Annotated in this window: 14 protein-coding genes and 1 pseudogene; 10 read left to right on the top strand and 5 right to left on the bottom strand. The window is 53.6% G+C overall.

Going from position 1 to position 16,647, the window contains the following annotated elements; all coding sequences use genetic code 11:
- Positions 1 to 24 precede the first annotated feature (24 nt).
- Positions 25 to 810, bottom strand: coding sequence for a DUF4261 domain-containing protein (locus MUN86_RS12635; protein WP_245118258.1), 786 nt, complete (start codon positions 808 to 810; stop codon positions 25 to 27).
- 170 nt (positions 811 to 980) lie between these two features.
- Between MUN86_RS12635 and MUN86_RS12640 the strand changes: the two genes are divergently transcribed.
- Positions 981 to 2,846, top strand: a complete 1,866-nt coding sequence (locus tag MUN86_RS12640) for a glycoside hydrolase family 2 protein (protein WP_245118260.1) — start codon at positions 981 to 983, stop codon at positions 2,844 to 2,846.
- Positions 2,847 to 3,039: 193 nt separating this feature from the next.
- On the opposite strand, the gene MUN86_RS12645 is transcribed toward MUN86_RS12640, so the two are convergent.
- From MUN86_RS12645 to lpxK, 4 genes and pseudogenes are all read right to left on the bottom strand, one after another.
- The gene (locus tag MUN86_RS12645; protein ID WP_245118262.1) at positions 3,040 to 3,648 is read right to left on the bottom strand and encodes a MiaE family protein; all 609 of its coding nucleotides are present in this window, start codon (positions 3,646 to 3,648) and stop codon (positions 3,040 to 3,042) included.
- 145 nt (positions 3,649 to 3,793) lie between these two features.
- On the bottom strand, positions 3,794 to 4,582 hold the full coding sequence (locus tag MUN86_RS31210) for a putative porin (protein ID WP_311182096.1): 789 nt from the start codon (positions 4,580 to 4,582) through the stop codon (positions 3,794 to 3,796).
- Positions 4,582 to 5,892, bottom strand: a pseudogene (locus MUN86_RS31215) (putative porin); the annotation flags it as partial. The gene MUN86_RS31210 and the pseudogene MUN86_RS31215, both read right to left, overlap by 1 nt.
- Positions 5,831 to 6,901, bottom strand: a complete 1,071-nt coding sequence (gene lpxK, locus MUN86_RS12655) for a tetraacyldisaccharide 4'-kinase (RefSeq protein ID WP_245118263.1) — start codon at positions 6,899 to 6,901, stop codon at positions 5,831 to 5,833. The gene lpxK and the pseudogene MUN86_RS31215, both read right to left, overlap by 62 nt.
- 70 nt (positions 6,902 to 6,971) lie before the next feature.
- Here lpxK and MUN86_RS12660 point away from each other — a divergent pair, with 70 nt between their 5' ends.
- From MUN86_RS12660 to lptE, 9 genes are all read left to right on the top strand, one after another.
- Positions 6,972 to 7,655, top strand: coding sequence for a uracil-DNA glycosylase family protein (locus MUN86_RS12660; RefSeq protein WP_245118265.1), 684 nt, complete (start codon positions 6,972 to 6,974; stop codon positions 7,653 to 7,655).
- A gap of 47 nt (positions 7,656 to 7,702) precedes the next feature.
- Entirely contained in the window at positions 7,703 to 8,803 is a 1,101-nt protein-coding gene (locus MUN86_RS12665; protein ID WP_245118267.1) for a Nif3-like dinuclear metal center hexameric protein, read from the top strand.
- Complete coding sequence (locus MUN86_RS12670; protein ID WP_245118268.1) at positions 8,793 to 9,554, top strand: zinc ribbon domain-containing protein; 762 nt, start codon at positions 8,793 to 8,795, stop codon at positions 9,552 to 9,554. Before MUN86_RS12665 ends, MUN86_RS12670 begins: the two co-directional genes overlap by 11 nt.
- Positions 9,555 to 9,610: 56 nt before the next feature.
- A complete protein-coding gene (locus MUN86_RS12675) occupies positions 9,611 to 11,149 on the top strand; it encodes a tetratricopeptide repeat protein (protein ID WP_245118270.1) in 1,539 nt (512 codons plus the stop codon).
- A gap of 144 nt (positions 11,150 to 11,293) precedes the next feature.
- Positions 11,294 to 12,580, top strand: coding sequence for an anthranilate synthase component I family protein (locus MUN86_RS12680; protein WP_245118271.1), 1,287 nt, complete (start codon positions 11,294 to 11,296; stop codon positions 12,578 to 12,580).
- 171 nt (positions 12,581 to 12,751) lie between these two features.
- The gene (miaB, locus tag MUN86_RS12685) at positions 12,752 to 14,206 is read left to right on the top strand and encodes a tRNA (N6-isopentenyl adenosine(37)-C2)-methylthiotransferase MiaB (protein ID WP_245118273.1); all 1,455 of its coding nucleotides are present in this window, start codon (positions 12,752 to 12,754) and stop codon (positions 14,204 to 14,206) included.
- A 54-nt stretch (positions 14,207 to 14,260) separates the two neighbouring features.
- On the top strand, positions 14,261 to 14,608 hold the full coding sequence (locus MUN86_RS12690) for a type II toxin-antitoxin system HicB family antitoxin (RefSeq protein ID WP_245118275.1): 348 nt from the start codon (positions 14,261 to 14,263) through the stop codon (positions 14,606 to 14,608).
- 50 nt (positions 14,609 to 14,658) lie between these two features.
- Positions 14,659 to 15,978, top strand: a complete 1,320-nt coding sequence (locus MUN86_RS12695) for a sigma-54 interaction domain-containing protein (RefSeq protein WP_245118277.1) — start codon at positions 14,659 to 14,661, stop codon at positions 15,976 to 15,978.
- Positions 15,959 to 16,510, top strand: coding sequence for an LPS assembly lipoprotein LptE (gene lptE / locus MUN86_RS12700; RefSeq protein WP_245118278.1), 552 nt, complete (start codon positions 15,959 to 15,961; stop codon positions 16,508 to 16,510). The genes MUN86_RS12695 and lptE overlap by 20 nt, the downstream gene beginning before the upstream one ends.
- The last annotated feature ends 137 nt before the right edge of the window (positions 16,511 to 16,647 follow it).

Consider the following 16,647-nt stretch of genomic DNA (forward strand, 5'->3'; position numbering starts at 1 on the left):
CGGAAGGATATCTTTTTATAGTCGCTATGGCGCTGTTTCAAGCTGGATTACTAGCCGCTCCGGTCCTATTAGAGAATCGGTGTAATGGCAAATCCATTTATCTGCCGGCGTGATACCTTGAATGGTGTTGCCGTCTTCGATGATGGGGCCTTTTTCGAAGACGTAATAGCTGTAGCTCATTAGTGCGCCCACTACTTGGTTTGGGTCAAGGTCGGCGAAGCGGATTTGAAAATCTGGCAACCCTAGCGCGTGCAGCCCCAGAGTATCGAGAAACATTTCTTGTGTGGCGCTGTCGGCGATGTTGAAGAACCGCACTTTCAGCAAGCCGTCCAGCACGGCTCGTCCTCGCTCTAGATAAGCAACTGGCTCCACCACTTTATCGCTGGTAGTAAAGTAAATGGCTTGCGGATTCAGAAGTTGAACAAAAGCGTCCAATGCCTTCTGAAACAGTTCCACTCGCACAGTGTACGCTAGAGTGCGAGTCATGAAGTCGGTGACTATAACTTCGTGGTCGCACATAGCAACTACGGTAGCAGCTTCGCTCCAGTGCCAACTTTGCTGCAAGGCGGCCGCTAAATAATCGGCCCCGGAAGGTCTTTCTGCGGCGGCTACCATTACCTGCGCGGGCAGTTCGCCTTCTTTGAACGTGACAGGATAGTCAGGAAAAAAGTACAACAGCGAATCTTCTGAATTATCAACTTGCTTGAACTCCTGACGTAGCGCAGCGGCTAGGGAGGTAGCATCTAAAGAGGGCTTAACAGTGAAAAGCAGCCGAGCCGACAACAATTCCGGAATATTACTGTCTTCCATGACACACAGTTTTGGAAAATCTAATTGGATTTACGAAGTGCTGATTCAATAAGAGGACAGCATAAAAGGCTTTTCTCACGTACTTTCCTAAGCCCGGCCATTATCCACCAGCTAGCTGCATTCGGCTTTCGCCTAGGAGGATGGCACATATTCTTCTAAACCAACCCTTTATGAATTCCGAGCAAACCAACTACGGCTTATCTATTAGTCAGGAAGAGCTGAACGTCCCGGAACCATTTCTTAACCCCCTACCTCGCGCCGTACTGCGCTTCAACACCCACGTGCTACTCGATGGCGACTGGCACTTTGCTTTAGATACCGAGGATACTGGCCTGCGTGATGGTTGGCACTTAGGCCATTATTACGAACACCGGGCCCAATGGCCGGGCTCGGTCGAGGAGCACATTGCCCAGGCGCACGGCCAGCAAGAGCCTGCTACTTGGCAGGATAGCGTGGTAGCGTGGTATGAGCGCGACTTTCCGATGCCCGAAATGAGTGAGTCGCTAAACCGCTCGATGTTGCAGCTCACGTTCGGCGCCTGTGGCTACGAAACCCGCGTCTGGCTTAACGGTCGCCTGCTGCGCACTATTGAAGGCGAAGAAATTCATTATGGGGAATACACGTCGTTTTCCTACGAGTTGCAAGCTGAATACCTCCGTCCTGTCAACCGCTTAACTGTGCGCGTGGCCGATACGCTGGACGCTGAAACACCACGTGGCAAGCAAGAATCGCACGTCTACAAGCGCGGGGGCATTTGGTACCAGACCTCTACTGGCGCCGTGCGCAGCATCTGGTTGGAAATGGTGGAGCGTAACCGCCTTCGCTCCCGGGTGGGCGTGGTAAGTGTGGTGGAAGACCAATTGGTTCGTTTCACCGTCACGCCCCGCATCCACGACCCAGGCGACTATACGCTACGTCTGCAAGTATTCGAGCGGAATGCCGCACCAGAGACAGCGCCGCTGGCTGCTTCCGATTTTCCGCTTCGCCTGGAAGCTGGGCAGCGGCAGCAACGCGTAGTAATGGAAGTTCCCGACGCCCGCCTTTGGTCGCCGGAATCGCCTAATCTTTACCGTCTTGTGGCCCAGCTCGTCGACCAGAATGGTTACGTGGCCCAGATTGAAACGTATTTCGGTTTGCGTAAAATTGAGGCCCGGGGCCGCTACGTGTACCTCAACAACCAACCCGTCTATCTAGATGGCATTCTATATCAACCTGGTACGGCCACTTATGCTGAAATCAGGCGGCATATGTATGCCATGAAAGAGCTAGGCTGCAACTTGGTGCGCGTACACATTGCCGGTGTCGACCCGCGCATCTACAACCTAGCCGATGAGCTAGGACTGCTGCTATGGGTGGAAGTACCGAGCCCACACAGTTCCACTGCTCGCAGCCGTGAAAACCACAAGGCCGAATTGCTGCGCATGCTTACCCTGATTGGTACGCACCCCGCTGTCGTCATCTGGAGCCTATACAACGAAGACTGGGGAGCCCAGGACATTGCCACTAACCCGGAAACGCGGCGCTATATCGTGGAGATGTACCATTTCATGCAGATAGCGCATCCGCAATTCCTAGTGGTCGATAACGACGGTTGGCACCATATTTCCTACGAAGGCCGCCTGAAATCCGACCTCCTCACGGCCCACCTTTACACGCCCGATTTGCGCCGCTGGCAAGAATTGCTTGACCGGCTCGTGCAAGGTGAACTGGAAGGTACTGCCGCCTTTCCCCTGGTTGTCGGCGACCCATTTTTCTACCGCAAGCAAGTGCCATTGCTGGTCAGTGAGTGGGGTGGTTTTGGCTTTTCGGACTATGGTGGCCCGAAAGATGCTGAGTCGCGCACCGAAGACATTCGGCTATTCAAGCAGGAACTACGCTCCCGCCCCATTGCCGGCGATGTTTATACCCAGGCTACTAATATCGAAGACGAGCGCAATGGTCTTATTGATCCTCATACCGGTGCTTTGTCGGTGCCGCCGGGGCTACTGAACTCACGTAATTCACACCAAGCCGAAGCTCCAAAAGCGGCACAATAACTCACGCTTCCGCTGAATGCCACAACTAAAATCCCGCCTCATAACTCTTTATGAGGCGGGCTTTTAGTTGCTCCACAATAAACTTTAGATTGAGCTTACTCTCGAGAAATGAGCTTACCAACGATAGCGCTGTTCTTTTAAGTTGAATGCGGATTGTTGCTAACATTAACAACCTTCTTGCTCGAATAATGTCTTAGTGCATTCGGTCGTCGCGGACGGGCAGGTTTGTTACGATTTCGCCTTCTACTTTGAGCAGTTCCTGAAGGCGCGTTTCCACTTCTTTCGGGTCGCAATATTCTTTAGCGAGGTCGACATAGCTCACAAAATGTCCCGCTTCGGATACCATAAGCTCGTAGTAAAACTTGCTGAGTTCGGGGTCGGGAATGTGCTTCCAGAGCAGCTTAAACCGCTCACAACTGCGGGCCTCGATGAGGGCCGACACTAGCAATTGGTCCATGAGCTGCCGCTCGCGTGGGCCACCTTTGCGCACGTGAGCTAGCAGTTGCACTACGTACTCGTCGCGGCGGGGGCGGCCGAGTTGGTAGCCACGCTTCCGCAATTCCAGCAACACTCGTTCGAAATGGCTCCACTCCTCGGCCACTAAATCAGTCAATTCATCCACTAACCGAGTTTTCTCGGGGTAGTGAATAATCATACTGATGCCAGTACTTGCCGCTTTCTGCTCGCACCAAGCATGGTCAACGAGAATATCCTCGATGTTTTTGCTGGCAATATCCACCCACCGGGGGTCAGTATTGAGTTTAAGCTTGAGGATAGTCTTTTCTTTTTCCTGAGGTTCCATATAAGCTATGCGTAAATGCTCCTGAACCGGCTAATACTCTACTGCTTTGCTAACCAATATGGTTCCCTATGCTCCCGAGTTGGCTTGTTACAGCAGGCCGTTCACTTGGTCGTCTCCTACTTTTAAGATAGCCGCAGCACCCTTATTAATCGAAGAACTGCCAGCGGATGCCAAGCTCGAACCGGCGGGGCAAGCTAGTATAGTAAGGCGTCACAAAATACCCGTCGCGCAACAGCCCTTGGTTTATATAAGCCATTTTCAAGAAGACGGCTACCGTGCGGATGTCACCGGTTACGAACACATCGGCCACAGCGAAATTAGCGGCGGTGAAATGGTTTTGCAGAAAAAACTGCTGCGTACTAGGACTGTAGTCGTAAGGCTGCCAGCTTGATTGGTAGTACACCTCCGCCCCTATTTGCCCGAATATCGCTTTCTTGAATAGGTAGCCTTGGTAATACACCTTGCTGTTGGTAATCAAGTCGGGAATACGAATCTCATTTTCCTGACCACCTCTCGTTACGTGGACTTGGTTGTCGAAAAACATGTTGCCAACATTGAACCGGTGGCGCAACGAACCCGTGAGCAACAGGCGGGAACCGCCTGACTGTGCAGGCTCGGCAAACTCATCATAATACACAAGGTCAGTGACATTTATAAGAGACGCTGACCCCTCAACCCGATGCCGACCCAGCGTTTGGTCGAGGCGCGCTGTAACCTGCTGAACCTTCGTATTCTTCAGCCCAAGGTCATTCTTGTAATCAAATTGACTTGCATCAAAGTCTTTACCCCAACGATAATGATTGCCACTGAACTGCTGCTGCGTAAGAGTTGGAGAATAGCTGGTACTAAGTACCTCCCCGTCAGCGGCCCGAGGCGTGCCAACCCGCTTACCCAGTATTCGCCAAGTGGAACTTCCTTGTTTGGTAGAGCATATTCTCCGGCGGTTTCAATAGCAAATATTTTGTAGCGGAACTTGGCTGTACCCCCTAGAAATACATTGTTTTTACCTTCTGTTCCAGCAGAAGACGAGATACCAGGATCACCCACGCGCCGACGGGTGATGTAAGAAGCACCCCGATGACGACTATAAAGGCGGTAGTTAACTGTTTCACTCCTTCCTAATACGCCTACTGTATTTTCTATCTGATGCAATTCTGCGCGGTCGTCAGTGGCCGTTCGACTCAAGAATGTCACTGGAAAGAAATTTAGGTCGTTGGTATTAGACGTAGAGTTCCTAGTGAAATCATCCTGAAAACGGTTCATCTGCCGATGCCAATCCACAATGTGGTACGCTGTTAAGCCACGGCCGAGCAGCCGATATGTGTGCATAAATCGCAGACCGTCGCGATGTTCAATATTAGAAGCAAAGAACAAACGAGGGACTTCCTCTCCATAACCAAACAAGTCCCCCGGTACGCTATCTGGTTCACTGTTGATAGTACCATCTTCGCGTTTTACCGCATCTTGTGGTTGAATACCACCTTGCTCCACGGACCGGTGACGCACGTTGCTATAATTGAACAGTGCGTGGTATCGTTCGTCGGTGCTTTGAAAGCGAGCAAAAAGCAGGAAGTTGGTATGCTCTACTAGTCCTGACCGTGGATCTGTGGAGTATAGCTTATTGGCCGCGAAACGTTCGTAAGCCAAGCCCACACTGGCATTCTTGTTGATGCTGCGCGTGTATGATAGTTCAAACACCTGCTCGCCATAGCTGCCTTGGATGAAGCGAAAAAACGTGTATGGCGACTTGGTATCATAGTACGGAATAGTGGCTGGATCACGGGCGTAGCGGTCGAAAACGTTGCGGCCTAGGCGGGTGCCCAGTTGCGTATTCGTGCGCCAAAGCAGCGGCCGACCCGCCGTACCTACGTGCCCCAGATCCTGATAAAAGGTACTGTCGTGGTACCAGTTACGGGCGGAAGGAAAGTTGGTGAGTGTGGTATCGATGATGCGCCCCTCGGTTTGGTCGCGCAGCACATCGTCCTCCCGAATGATGCGGGTGGTACGAGCGCCATAGAGGTTCCTGGTAGAATCGTCGAGTATTTGGGCCTGTACTGAGGCTGTGTTGCTAGCCAGCAAGAGCAGTATAGGCAGCACAAGCAGCAGGCAGCGCCGAAACCGGTTTGCAAGAACCGTGAGGTGGCGCAAGGGCCAGCAAGTTGAAAACGCGGAGAACAAGGGGTCAGACAACAGCTTGGGGCTGAATAGCGGCCGGAAGCAACTGGCGCAGGCGATTTGCCCCATCGGCCAGAAACTCCACAGCAATTGGAATGTAGAAAACGGATAGACTTGCCATTTCCGTATGCAGTGCGGGGTCGAGCAAACGAGTGGCATCTTTCTGAGTTGTAAAAATACGGCGCCCTGGCCCGTTATACGCTTTTAGTGCCGCAATTTCCTGCGCAGTGAAGACGTGATGGTCGCTGAACTGGGCGTGGTGCACGATGTGATAGCCAGCTGCTTGTAAATACGCTCGCAGTGGTCCCGGCTGCGCAATGCCTGTCAACAGCACAATTTCCAACGAATAGGCTGTACCAGCGCGTTGCTCCGTACTAGCTAACGGTACCGGCTCCCCATACGCATACGTGCTGAACAACACGGGTACGCCCGGCCGAATGTAGCGGCGGATGCGTTGCTCTATGGCAAGCTGCTGAGCTACCGCCAGGGTCGGTTCGCACTTGGTGACTATGACCACATCGGCCCGAGCCGCACCAGCGCGGCTTTCACGCAGGCGTCCGGCAGGCAATACTTCATCATTATAAAAGGGCCGTTGGTGCTCGGTAAGCAACACGCTTAAGTCGGGGCGCACCCGGCGGTGCTGGTAGGCATCATCGAGAACGACGGTGCTAACGGCGGGGTGTTGTTGAAGCAGTTCGCGTAAGCCTGCCTGCCGGTCTTCGCACACCGCTACGGGTACCTGCCCCCTAAAGTGCTCGAATTGCTGCAACGGCTCGTCGCCGAGTGTGGCGGCCGTTTCACTGGCGTTGGCGAGCCGGAAACCTCGGGTGCGGCGGCCGTAGCCACGGCTCAGAATAGCGGGCTGCTGGCCCTGACGAAGCAACTCCTGCACCAACCACGCAGCGTGCGGTGTTTTGCCGGTGCCCCCCACTCGTAAATTGCCCACGCTAACAACGGGCACTTCACCAAACCGCGCCGAAGCTTTCCAGCCTTTGTCATACAGCCAGTTGCGCACAGCCATAATACCGGCGTACAGCCAGGCAAAAGGGAACAGCAACCAGGATAGTAGGCTAGGCATGCAAGCAAAGTTAGCGGACCAAACTCATCGAGTCCTCGTACCAAGCAGGTCGCCCGTTAAATTTCACCTTATGCTCTCCTTCGCCGACCGGCTGCTGCACTTCCTTTCCACTTTCCCATCTCCACCCAACCTCCCCGACGAGGTGGAGGCGTACAATCCCTACCAGGATGCCGCTGTAGCTGACCTGATGACGCAGTTTGGTCAGAAATACTATGCCGATCAACGCCCCCGGGTAGCCCTGCTTGGTATCAATCCGGGCCGTTTTGGGGCTGGCCGCACCGGCGTTGCTTTTACCGACCCGGCTACGCTTGCGGGTGTATGTGGCATTCCTAACAATCTGCCGCAGCATCCTGAGCTGAGCAGCCAGTTTGTATACAAAGTAGTAGAAGCGCTGGGTGGACCAACGGTGTTTTATCAACATTTCTACGTGGGCTCCCTTTACCCCTTGGTGCTATTGCAACACGGCAAAAACTACAACTACTATGATTCAAAGGCCCTGACTACCGCGCTGGAGTCTGACATCCGCGCTTCCCTACGGCGGCAGGTAGACGAGCTAGAACTAGTGCGCACGGCCGCCATCTGCTTGGGCCGCCGCAATGGCTTGCTGTTTGAAAAGCTTAACAAGGAGCTAGACTTGTTCAATGAAATTCACGTACTCGACCACCCGCGCTACCTTATGCAATACAAGCGCCGCGACTTGCCAACACACGTGGCGCGCTATGTGGAAGTACTAGGATCTGTTATCAATAGCTGATACTTGTGCCATTCCACCCGACCCTTCCGATCGAAAATTTAGAATCTATGCCCACTGTCCAAGACCTAACCCGCGTGCTTGAAGCCGCTGCGCCCCTCGCCTACCAGGAATCATACGACAACGCCGGCTTACAGTGCGGCGACCCACAAATGGAGGTACGAGGCGTACTTATTGCTCTTGATTGCACCCCGGCCGTTGTAGACGAGGCCATCCGGCGAGGCTGCAATGTGGTAGTAGCGCACCACCCACTCATTTTTCGCCCCCTCAAGCGCCTCACTGGCGCCAACGAAGTCGAGCAGACGCTGCTGAAAGCCATCAAAAACGATGTGGCGCTTTACGCTGCGCACACCAACCTCGATAACGTGCGCCATGGGGTGAACCGCAAGCTGGCCGAGAAGCTAGGGCTTGTAAATCTGCGCATCCTTGACCCCAAACCCGGCCTGCTCGCCAAACTTATCACGTATGTGCCAGCTACGCACACCGAAAACGTGTTGGCGGCCCTGTACGCAGCCGGGGCCGGGCAGGTCGGCGACTATTCGGCTTGTAGCTTTCGGATGCAGGGCATTGGCACCTTTACGCCTGGTGCGGGCACCAACCCTTTCCAAGGAACGGTTGGTGAGTTAGAAACCACGCCGGAAGAACGCGTGGAAGTGCTACTGCCCTTGCATTTACAAAACACCGCACTTCACGCTTTGCGGCAGGCACATCCGTACGAAGAAGTGGCGTATGAAATCATCAAGCTGGAAAACAGCAACCAAGAAGTGGGTTCCGGCATGGTAGGCGAGTTGCCGACGGCGCTGAGCCCGCAGGAATTTCGGGCCCAATTGAAAAAGGCACTATTGGTGCCAGGGGTCAAGCACACGTCGTTCGATAAACCCATCAAAAAGGTGGCCTTATGTGGCGGCGCTGGTAGCTTCCTTATTGGCAAGGCCCGCGCGGCTGGCGCCGACGCCTACGTGACCGGCGACTTGAAGTACCACGAGTACTTCCAGGCCGAGAAACAATTGATGCTCTGCGACGTAGGCCATTTCGAGAGCGAACAATTTACCGGCGAAGTATTCAAGGATTTGCTTGCGTCAACCTTTGGTGGTACTTTTGCGCTCTTCATTGCCGAGACCCATACCAACCCCGTCCATTATGACTTCTAATACCGTCGCTACTGCCCCGGCCGATGTACCCGTTGCCAGCAAGCTAGAAGCCCTGCTCAACCTGCAACGCATTGACTCGCAGCTCGACGAAATCCGGCGCGTGCGCGGCGACTTGCCCGAAGAAGTGCGTGACTTGGAAGACGAAATTGCTGGCTACGAGGTGCGCGTAAGCAAGTTCGATGAGGAAATTGCTTCCCTCAACGACCAAATCAAGCAGCGCAAGCAAAACGCGAAAGACGCCGAAGGCCTCATCAAGCGCTACGAAGACCAGCAGCAGAACGTCCGCAACAACCGCGAATACGAGGCGATTGCCAAGGAAATCGAGTTGCAGAAGCTGGAAATCCAGATTTCCGACAAGAAAATCAAGGAAGCTCAGTACCAAATCGAACTAAAGAACTCCGACATCGCTGGCACCAAGCAGCGGTTGGATGAGCGCAAAAAAGACCTTACTAACAAAAAAACTGAGTTGGATGTCATCGTAGGCGAAAGCGAAGCTGATGAGAAAAAACTCATGGAAGAGCGTGCTACAGCTACGCAACCCGTGGAAGAGCGTCTGCTGACCGCCTATACCCGCATCCGCGGCAACGTACGCAACGGCCTAGCCGTGGTGACGGTAAAACGCGACGCTTGCGGTGGCTGCTTCAACACGGTTCCCCCACAGCGGCAGGCCGACATTATCTCGCACAAAAAAATCATCGTGTGCGAGCACTGCGGCCGGGTTTTGGCTGATGTGGAAGCCCGCATTTCTTAAGCTTTCCTTTTTCGACTTTAAAAAAGAACGGCCTCAGTGCCGTTCTTTTTTTGCTTATGAAATTTCCCGCAGAGGTGCGCCAAAAATTTCGCAGCAGGATACCAAGGATAGCTGTCCTGCTGGCACTTTTCTTGGCGCACTGCAGCGAAACTCTGGGCGCACCTCTGCCAGAAGCCCTTCAGCCTGAGGGGGTTGCATTAAACGCCCTCACTCCTCGGCAGGCTCGCGCTTACGCTGAGGTGTTGAAAATGCGTCCTGATGCAGCTCGTGCCTTATTGCAAGAAACGGCTACCAACTCAGCCGGCACGCTCTTGGTCCAAGACTGTCTTAGCATCACGGAACTGATGGTTAGTCAAGACGCTAGCCGCTACAACGCCACTATCGAGGCGCAGGACCAGCGACTGGAAACGCTGGAAAAGGCCAGAGAGACCGGGGCGCTGCCGCAATATGCCCAGGCTGAAATCCGGCTGCACCAAGCGGCGGCGCAAGTAGCGTTTGGACACGAGGTACAAGGCGCTTGGAACTTACGGCAAGCCTACCAGCAGATGCAGGCCACTGTAAAGCGCTATCCATCTTACCTGCCAGCTCGCAAGACGCTGGGCATGATGCAGTTCTTTATCGGCTCACTACCAGAAGGGTACCGTTGGTTTTTGAAGCTACTTGGTTTGCCTGGCAGCATCGCAGGTGGTCTCAGCAACCTACGCGCCGCCGCCCATCAGCCCAACGACTTTCAAACGGAAGCCCAGATTATTTTGGCTCTGGTGGAAGAAACGTATTACAAAAAGCCCATCGAAGCGCTGCAACTCGTTACACGCCTAAGCGAGCAACAACCCGATAATCTTCTGTTTAACTACCTGCTCATCAGCCTCAACAAAAAGCAGCACCGAACCGATGCAGCGCTTGCTGCCTACCGCGCCCGCCCTGGGGGAACCGGCTACGTGCCGCTCCCTTATCTGCGTCACATGGCCGCCGACCTGCTACTCTATCAAGGTCAGTACGCTACCTCCCGCCGCGAAAACGAGCTTTTTTTAAAGGAGTTTCGGGGATCTCATTACCGAAAAGACGCCTACTTCAAGCTTTACCTCGCCGCTTGGCTCTCGAACGATGGCCGCGCCGCCGACCAGTACCGCCGGCAAATTGATGCCGGGGGCCGCACTATAGTAGAGGAAGACAACTATGCTCAGCGCTTCTACGATGACCAACAACCCCTAAACCGTCTGCTCACGCGCGCCCGGCTGCAAATCGATGGGGGCTACTATCGGGAGGCCCTCGTCACGCTGGCTGGTTTTCATACTACCAATACCACTTCCTTGCGCGACCAACTAGAGGCGCCTTACCGGCGTGCCCGCGCCTGGCAGGGTCTTAGCCGCCTGGATTCTGCTCGCTTGTTTTTCGCCCGCACTATTGCATTGGCGGGCACTGCTCCTTATTACTTCGCGCCGCAATCAGCCTTGCAGCTTGGCTATTTGTATCAGGCAGAAGGACAAACCAGTGTGGCCAAAACTTACTTTCAAAAAGCGCTGAGTTATCCCAAACACGAATACAAAAACAGCACCGACACCAAAGCCAAGCTAGCACTAGCGGAGTTGAAGTAGCTGTTGTCGGTGCTAGCTTAGCTACTAGCTGTAATCCATGGCACAAAGCACCAATGACTGTAGGTCAGCCTTCAAATCGGCTTCTAAAATGCTTCTGCCTAATGATCATTTGGCAACATGCCAACCACACCCGCTACCTGCTCCTTGTATCTTCGCCCTGTGTTATCTATTCCGCTTACTGATCTGCCTTCCGACTTTCGAGCCCGTGCCTTGCATTGGGGTAGTGCATTCCCATACTGCGCCTACTTCGAGCCCAATGGTTTAGATTATCCAGCCGGCGCCTTCAACCGCATTCTGGCGGTAGCCGCGGAAGCTTCTATTACGCCTAGCACCCTGACGGAACTACGAGACTGGCTGCGCTTCGCCCCCGCTACTACGCCGGTTTGTGGGTTTGTAACCTACGATGTCAAAAATGAAGTTGAAGCTTTGACCAGTAATAACTTCGCGGAGTTGGACTGGCCGCATCTGCATTTCTTTCTGCCTCAAACCTGGCTGCAGTGGCGCGCGGATTGCGTAGAGATTCATGGGAATACTACAGGAGTGCTAGGGGCTATTTTAGCCGCTTCAGTACCATCTCCAACGTCTGCCAGAGTTCCCGCTTTGCACCCACGGATGCCGAAACAAGAATATCTCAAAGCCGTGGCAGCCATTCGCGAGGATATTCTGAATGGCGAGGTGTATGAGTTGAATCTGTGCCAAGAGTTTTACGCCGAGCAGGCACAATTGCATCCCGTTTCTGTTTTTCTACAGCTCAACGAAGCGTCGCCCACTCCTTTTGCTGGTTTCTACCGTTGGCACGACCATTATCTGCTCTGCGCTTCACCTGAACGTTTTCTGGCGCATCATCCCCCGGTCCTCATTTCTCAACCCATTAAAGGCACCATCCGGCGCGGTGCTACGCCTGCTGAAGACGACCAGCAACGTCTAACCCTGTTGCACGACGAAAAGGAACGCGCCGAGAACCTAATGATAGTGGACCTGGTACGCAACGACCTCGCTCGCGTAGCAAAAACTGGCACGGTCCGCGTGCCCGAGTTGTTCGGACTTTATCCCTTCCGGCACGTCTGGCAAATGATATCGACGGTAGAGGCAGAATTACAACCGGAAGCAGACCTGGTCGATGTACTGCGCGCTACTTTCCCCATGGGCTCCATGACCGGGGCGCCGAAAATTCGGGCCATGCAACTTATCGAGCACTACGAATACAGTCGACGCGGCCTCTACAGCGGTAGCATCGGCTACGTGTGGCCCACCGGCGAGTTCGAGTTCAACGTGGTTATTCGCAGTCTGCAATACCGCGCTGATACTGGCTATTTGAGCTTCCAGGTCGGTTCCGCCATTACTTATGATTCCGTGCCGGAGCGCGAATACGAAGAGTGTCTTCTTAAAGCCCAGGCCATGCTAGAAGTGTTAGGCATTACGGGAGTGTGAGGCAAAAGCTGTTAGTGTTGATGTTCTAAGCACACAATCAGAGGCTTAGACTTTCCGCCCTCCTAGTCCACAATTTCATCAGCTCCTCCGTCTGCCATTCTGTCATTTTCACCCCAAAACAGCTACCTTTGCCGTTCTCCCGAACGTGAAGTCGACGCCGCAACGAATATCATGTCTCAACCGCTGATTACTTTAGATTTTCTCGATACCCTGCCCACTCCCACCCCGGACGCCACTACGCACGAGGATAGCCCATCGGGTGCCGTGCGCGTGAGTCCGGCCACCGAAACAGGCCGCAAACGCAAGCTCTACATTGAGAGCTACGGTTGCCAAATGAATTTTTCCGACTCCGAAATCGTGTCTAGCATCCTGTTTGAGGAAGGCTTTGACACGACCGAACAACTAGAAGGCGCTGATTTAGTGCTGCTTAATACCTGCTCGATCCGTGAGAAGGCCGAGCAGACGGTGCGTATGCGCCTCTCGCAGATCAACGGCCACAAGAAGCGCAATCCAGGCTTGCTCGTGGGTGTGCTTGGCTGCATGGCCGAGCGCCTGAAAAGCAAATTCCTGGAAGAAGAAAAGCTGGTGGACCTGGTAGTTGGTCCCGACGCATACCGCGACTTGCCGCAACTTATTCAGCAGGTAGACGGTGGGCAAAAGGCCGTGAACGTGCTGCTAAGCCGCGAAGAAACCTACGCCGATATTACGCCCGTTCGTCTTAACTCCAACGGCATCACGGCCTTCATTAGCATAATGCGCGGCTGCGACAATATGTGCTCGTTCTGCGTGGTACCCTTCACGCGGGGCCGCGAGCGGAGCCGCGACGCACACAGCATTATCCGCGAGGCCCAAGACTTAGTAGCCGCTGGCTATAAAGAAGTTACGTTACTGGGCCAGAACGTTGATTCCTACAAATGGGCTTCGGAAGATGGTACCGAGCACGTCAATTTCGCGCAGCTTTTGGAGCGTGTGGCACTGGTTAGCCCGAACCTGCGGGTGCGCTTCTCTACTTCGCACCCCAAAGACATAACCGACGAGGTGCTGCACACCATGGCGCGCCACGACAACATCTGCAAGTACATTCACCTCCCGGCTCAAAGCGGCAACTCCCGTGTTTTGGCCCTGATGAACCGCACCTACGACCGGCCTTGGTACGAGGAAAGGGTGCAGGCCATCCGTCGCATATTGGGCGAAGACTGCGCCATCTCCACCGACATGATTTCGGGCTTCTGCTCGGAAACTGAGGAAGAGCACCAAGACACGCTGAGCCTCATGGAGTTCGTGCATTATGACATGGCTTACATGTTCTTCTACTCCGAGCGCCCCGGCACGTTGGCCGCCCGTAAGCTGGAAGATGACGTGCCGCTGCCAGTTAAAAAGCGCCGCCTCCAGGAGGTTATCGACCTACAGCAGCAGCACAGTCGTCTGCGCAACCAATTGGCCGTTGGTAAGGTGCACCGGGTATTAGTTGAAAACTTCTCGAAACGATCTGCCGACCATTTAAGTGGCCGTAATAGCCAAAATCAGGTAGTTATCTTTCCTAAGAAGCACTACCAGAAGGGCGACTATGTAGACGTATTAGTTCATAGCGGCAGTGCTAGTACACTACTAGGGGAAGCTGTGTAACTACAGCTTCAATTAGCTGTTATTTACGCTTTCAACCTCTATTAGCAAATAAGTATGAGCGGTTCGGGATTACTGATTTGGCAGCTATTTATTTTGCTGTTCTTTGGAGGTATTATGTTTCTGGTGATACGCTTACTGATCATCAAGAATTTCCCTCGGAAAAAACAGCAGATTGATGCAACCTGGATCGGCATCCCTCCTTACCCTATAGGAATATTCTGGCGTGCCGAAAACGCTCGGTTTGTAGCCGAAGTACCTGATCTTCCTGGCTGCGTTGCTGAGGGGGCAACGCAAGCAGAAGCGCTGGCTAATGCCGCCTTAGTTGTGGCGGAATGGCTCAGCACTGCGCGGAAACTTAACCGCGCAATACCTGAACCCCGGCCTCGTTTGCGCTACGTTTAAAATAAAACACCCTCGTTTTTCGTCTTCATCACGAAAACCAACTTCCGACTTTGACTCCTTCAGAAATACAAAGTATAAAACAGCGTTTCGGCATAATTGGCAATGCCCCTACGCTGAACTACGCCATACAAGTGGCGGTTCAGGTGGCGCCTACCGATATGACGGTGCTGATTACCGGTGAGAGCGGCTCCGGCAAGGAGTCGTTTTCCAAGATCATTCATGCCTTGTCGCCGCGCAAGCACGGGCAGTTCATTGCTATCAACTGCGGTGCCATTCCTGAGGGCACTATCGACTCCGAATTATTTGGCCACGAGAAAGGCTCGTTTACGGGGGCGCAAGAGGCCCGCAAAGGCTACTTCGAGGTAACGAATGGCGGCACTATCTTTCTAGATGAAATTGGGGAGATGCCGCTTGGCACGCAGGCCCGTTTGCTGCGGGTACTTGAAAACGGCGAGTTCATCCGCGTCGGCTCTAGCAAAGTGCAGAAAACCGATGTGCGCGTAGTGGCGGCTACCAACGTGAATTTGTTGGACGCCGTGCGCGAAGGACGCTTCCGCGAAGACCTGTATTATCGTCTGAATACAGTACCTATCATCGTTCCACCACTGCGTGAACGAGGCGATGATATCTATTTATTATTCAGAAAGTTCGCAACCGACTTCGCTGACCGTTACCGGGTAAAACCGGTGTCATTGACGCCGGACGCTGTGCAGGATTTACAGCGGTTTCGGTTTCCCGGTAACATCCGCCAACTCAAGAATGTGGCCGAGCAAATGTCGGTGCTAGAAACCGACCGGGAAGTGGATGCACGCCGCCTGCGCCAATACCTGCCCGCCGACCAAAGCAGCCGTTTGCCCATGCTGCTCCACGCAGCTGGCGCGGCCACTGACGGAGCGGGCAATACTTACTCGGAGCGGGACTTACTTTACAAGGTGCTCTTTGACATGCGGCGCGACATGACTGACCTCAAGAAGTTGGTCCTTGATATGGCCGCCGGCCAGCGTCCGCAGGAAGCCCAAGAAATGCTGCGCCAGAATAGCCACCTGTTCACTAATCTAGGCCCTGCCCCTTACGATGCCGGCCCGCGGCCCCTACGGTCACCATCACCCGACGGCGGTCCGACAGAATATATTCTTGCTCCCAACAACGTAGACGACGCCACCGATTACGAGGAAGAAGCTCATCGGGTGGAGGATATTCCGCACGAGACCGAAGAAGAAACTCTTTCGCTGGAAGCCAAGGAGAAAGAAATGATAATGAAGGCGCTGAAAAAGCACCACAACAAACGCAAATACGCCGCCCACGACCTCGGCATTTCCGAACGCACACTTTATCGCAAACTCAAGCAATATGACCTGGAACAAGCGTAATTGGCTGGCATCCCCACTGACTTGGATGCTAAGTTGCTCGCTGATTCTCACTCTAGCGCTGACCGGTTGTTCCGTTTACTCGTTTAGTGGCACCAACATCGATCCGGCCGTAAAGACGATTTCGATTGCCACTTTTCAGAACACGTCCAACAACGGCCCTTCCTATCTGCCACAACGGTTCACCGAGGATTTCAAAGATTATTTTCAACGCAACACGACCATCAAACAAGTGCCTCGCGACGGAGACTTGCAGTTTGAGGGCGAGATAATTGCCTTTGATTATGCGCCAGCGGCAATCCAACAGCAGAACGGCCAAGACCAAGCCGGGGTGAACCGCCTCACGATGCAGGTACGCATCAAGTTCACGAACACCAAAGACCCCAAACAGGACTTCGAGCAAACCTTCCAAAGCAACCGCGACTTTCCGGCCACGCAAGATATTGCACGCATCAACAATGACCCAACTGCGGTACGCACCATCACGCAAAACATAATCACTGACGCTTTCAACAAGTCGGTAGCCAACTGGTGAGACAGCGGCTGAGTGATTTAAATGACGTATTCTTGCCGATTGAAACCTGTGCGCTTTTCGCGTAATGCATTCCCGAATTATTGATTAGATCTTACTAATCAGCAATTTATCTATTAACTCATTCAGCCCTCTATTCT

It is taken from the genome of Hymenobacter volaticus, assembly GCF_022921055.1.
GTDB classification, from domain to species: Bacteria; Bacteroidota; Bacteroidia; order Cytophagales; family Hymenobacteraceae; genus Hymenobacter; species Hymenobacter volaticus.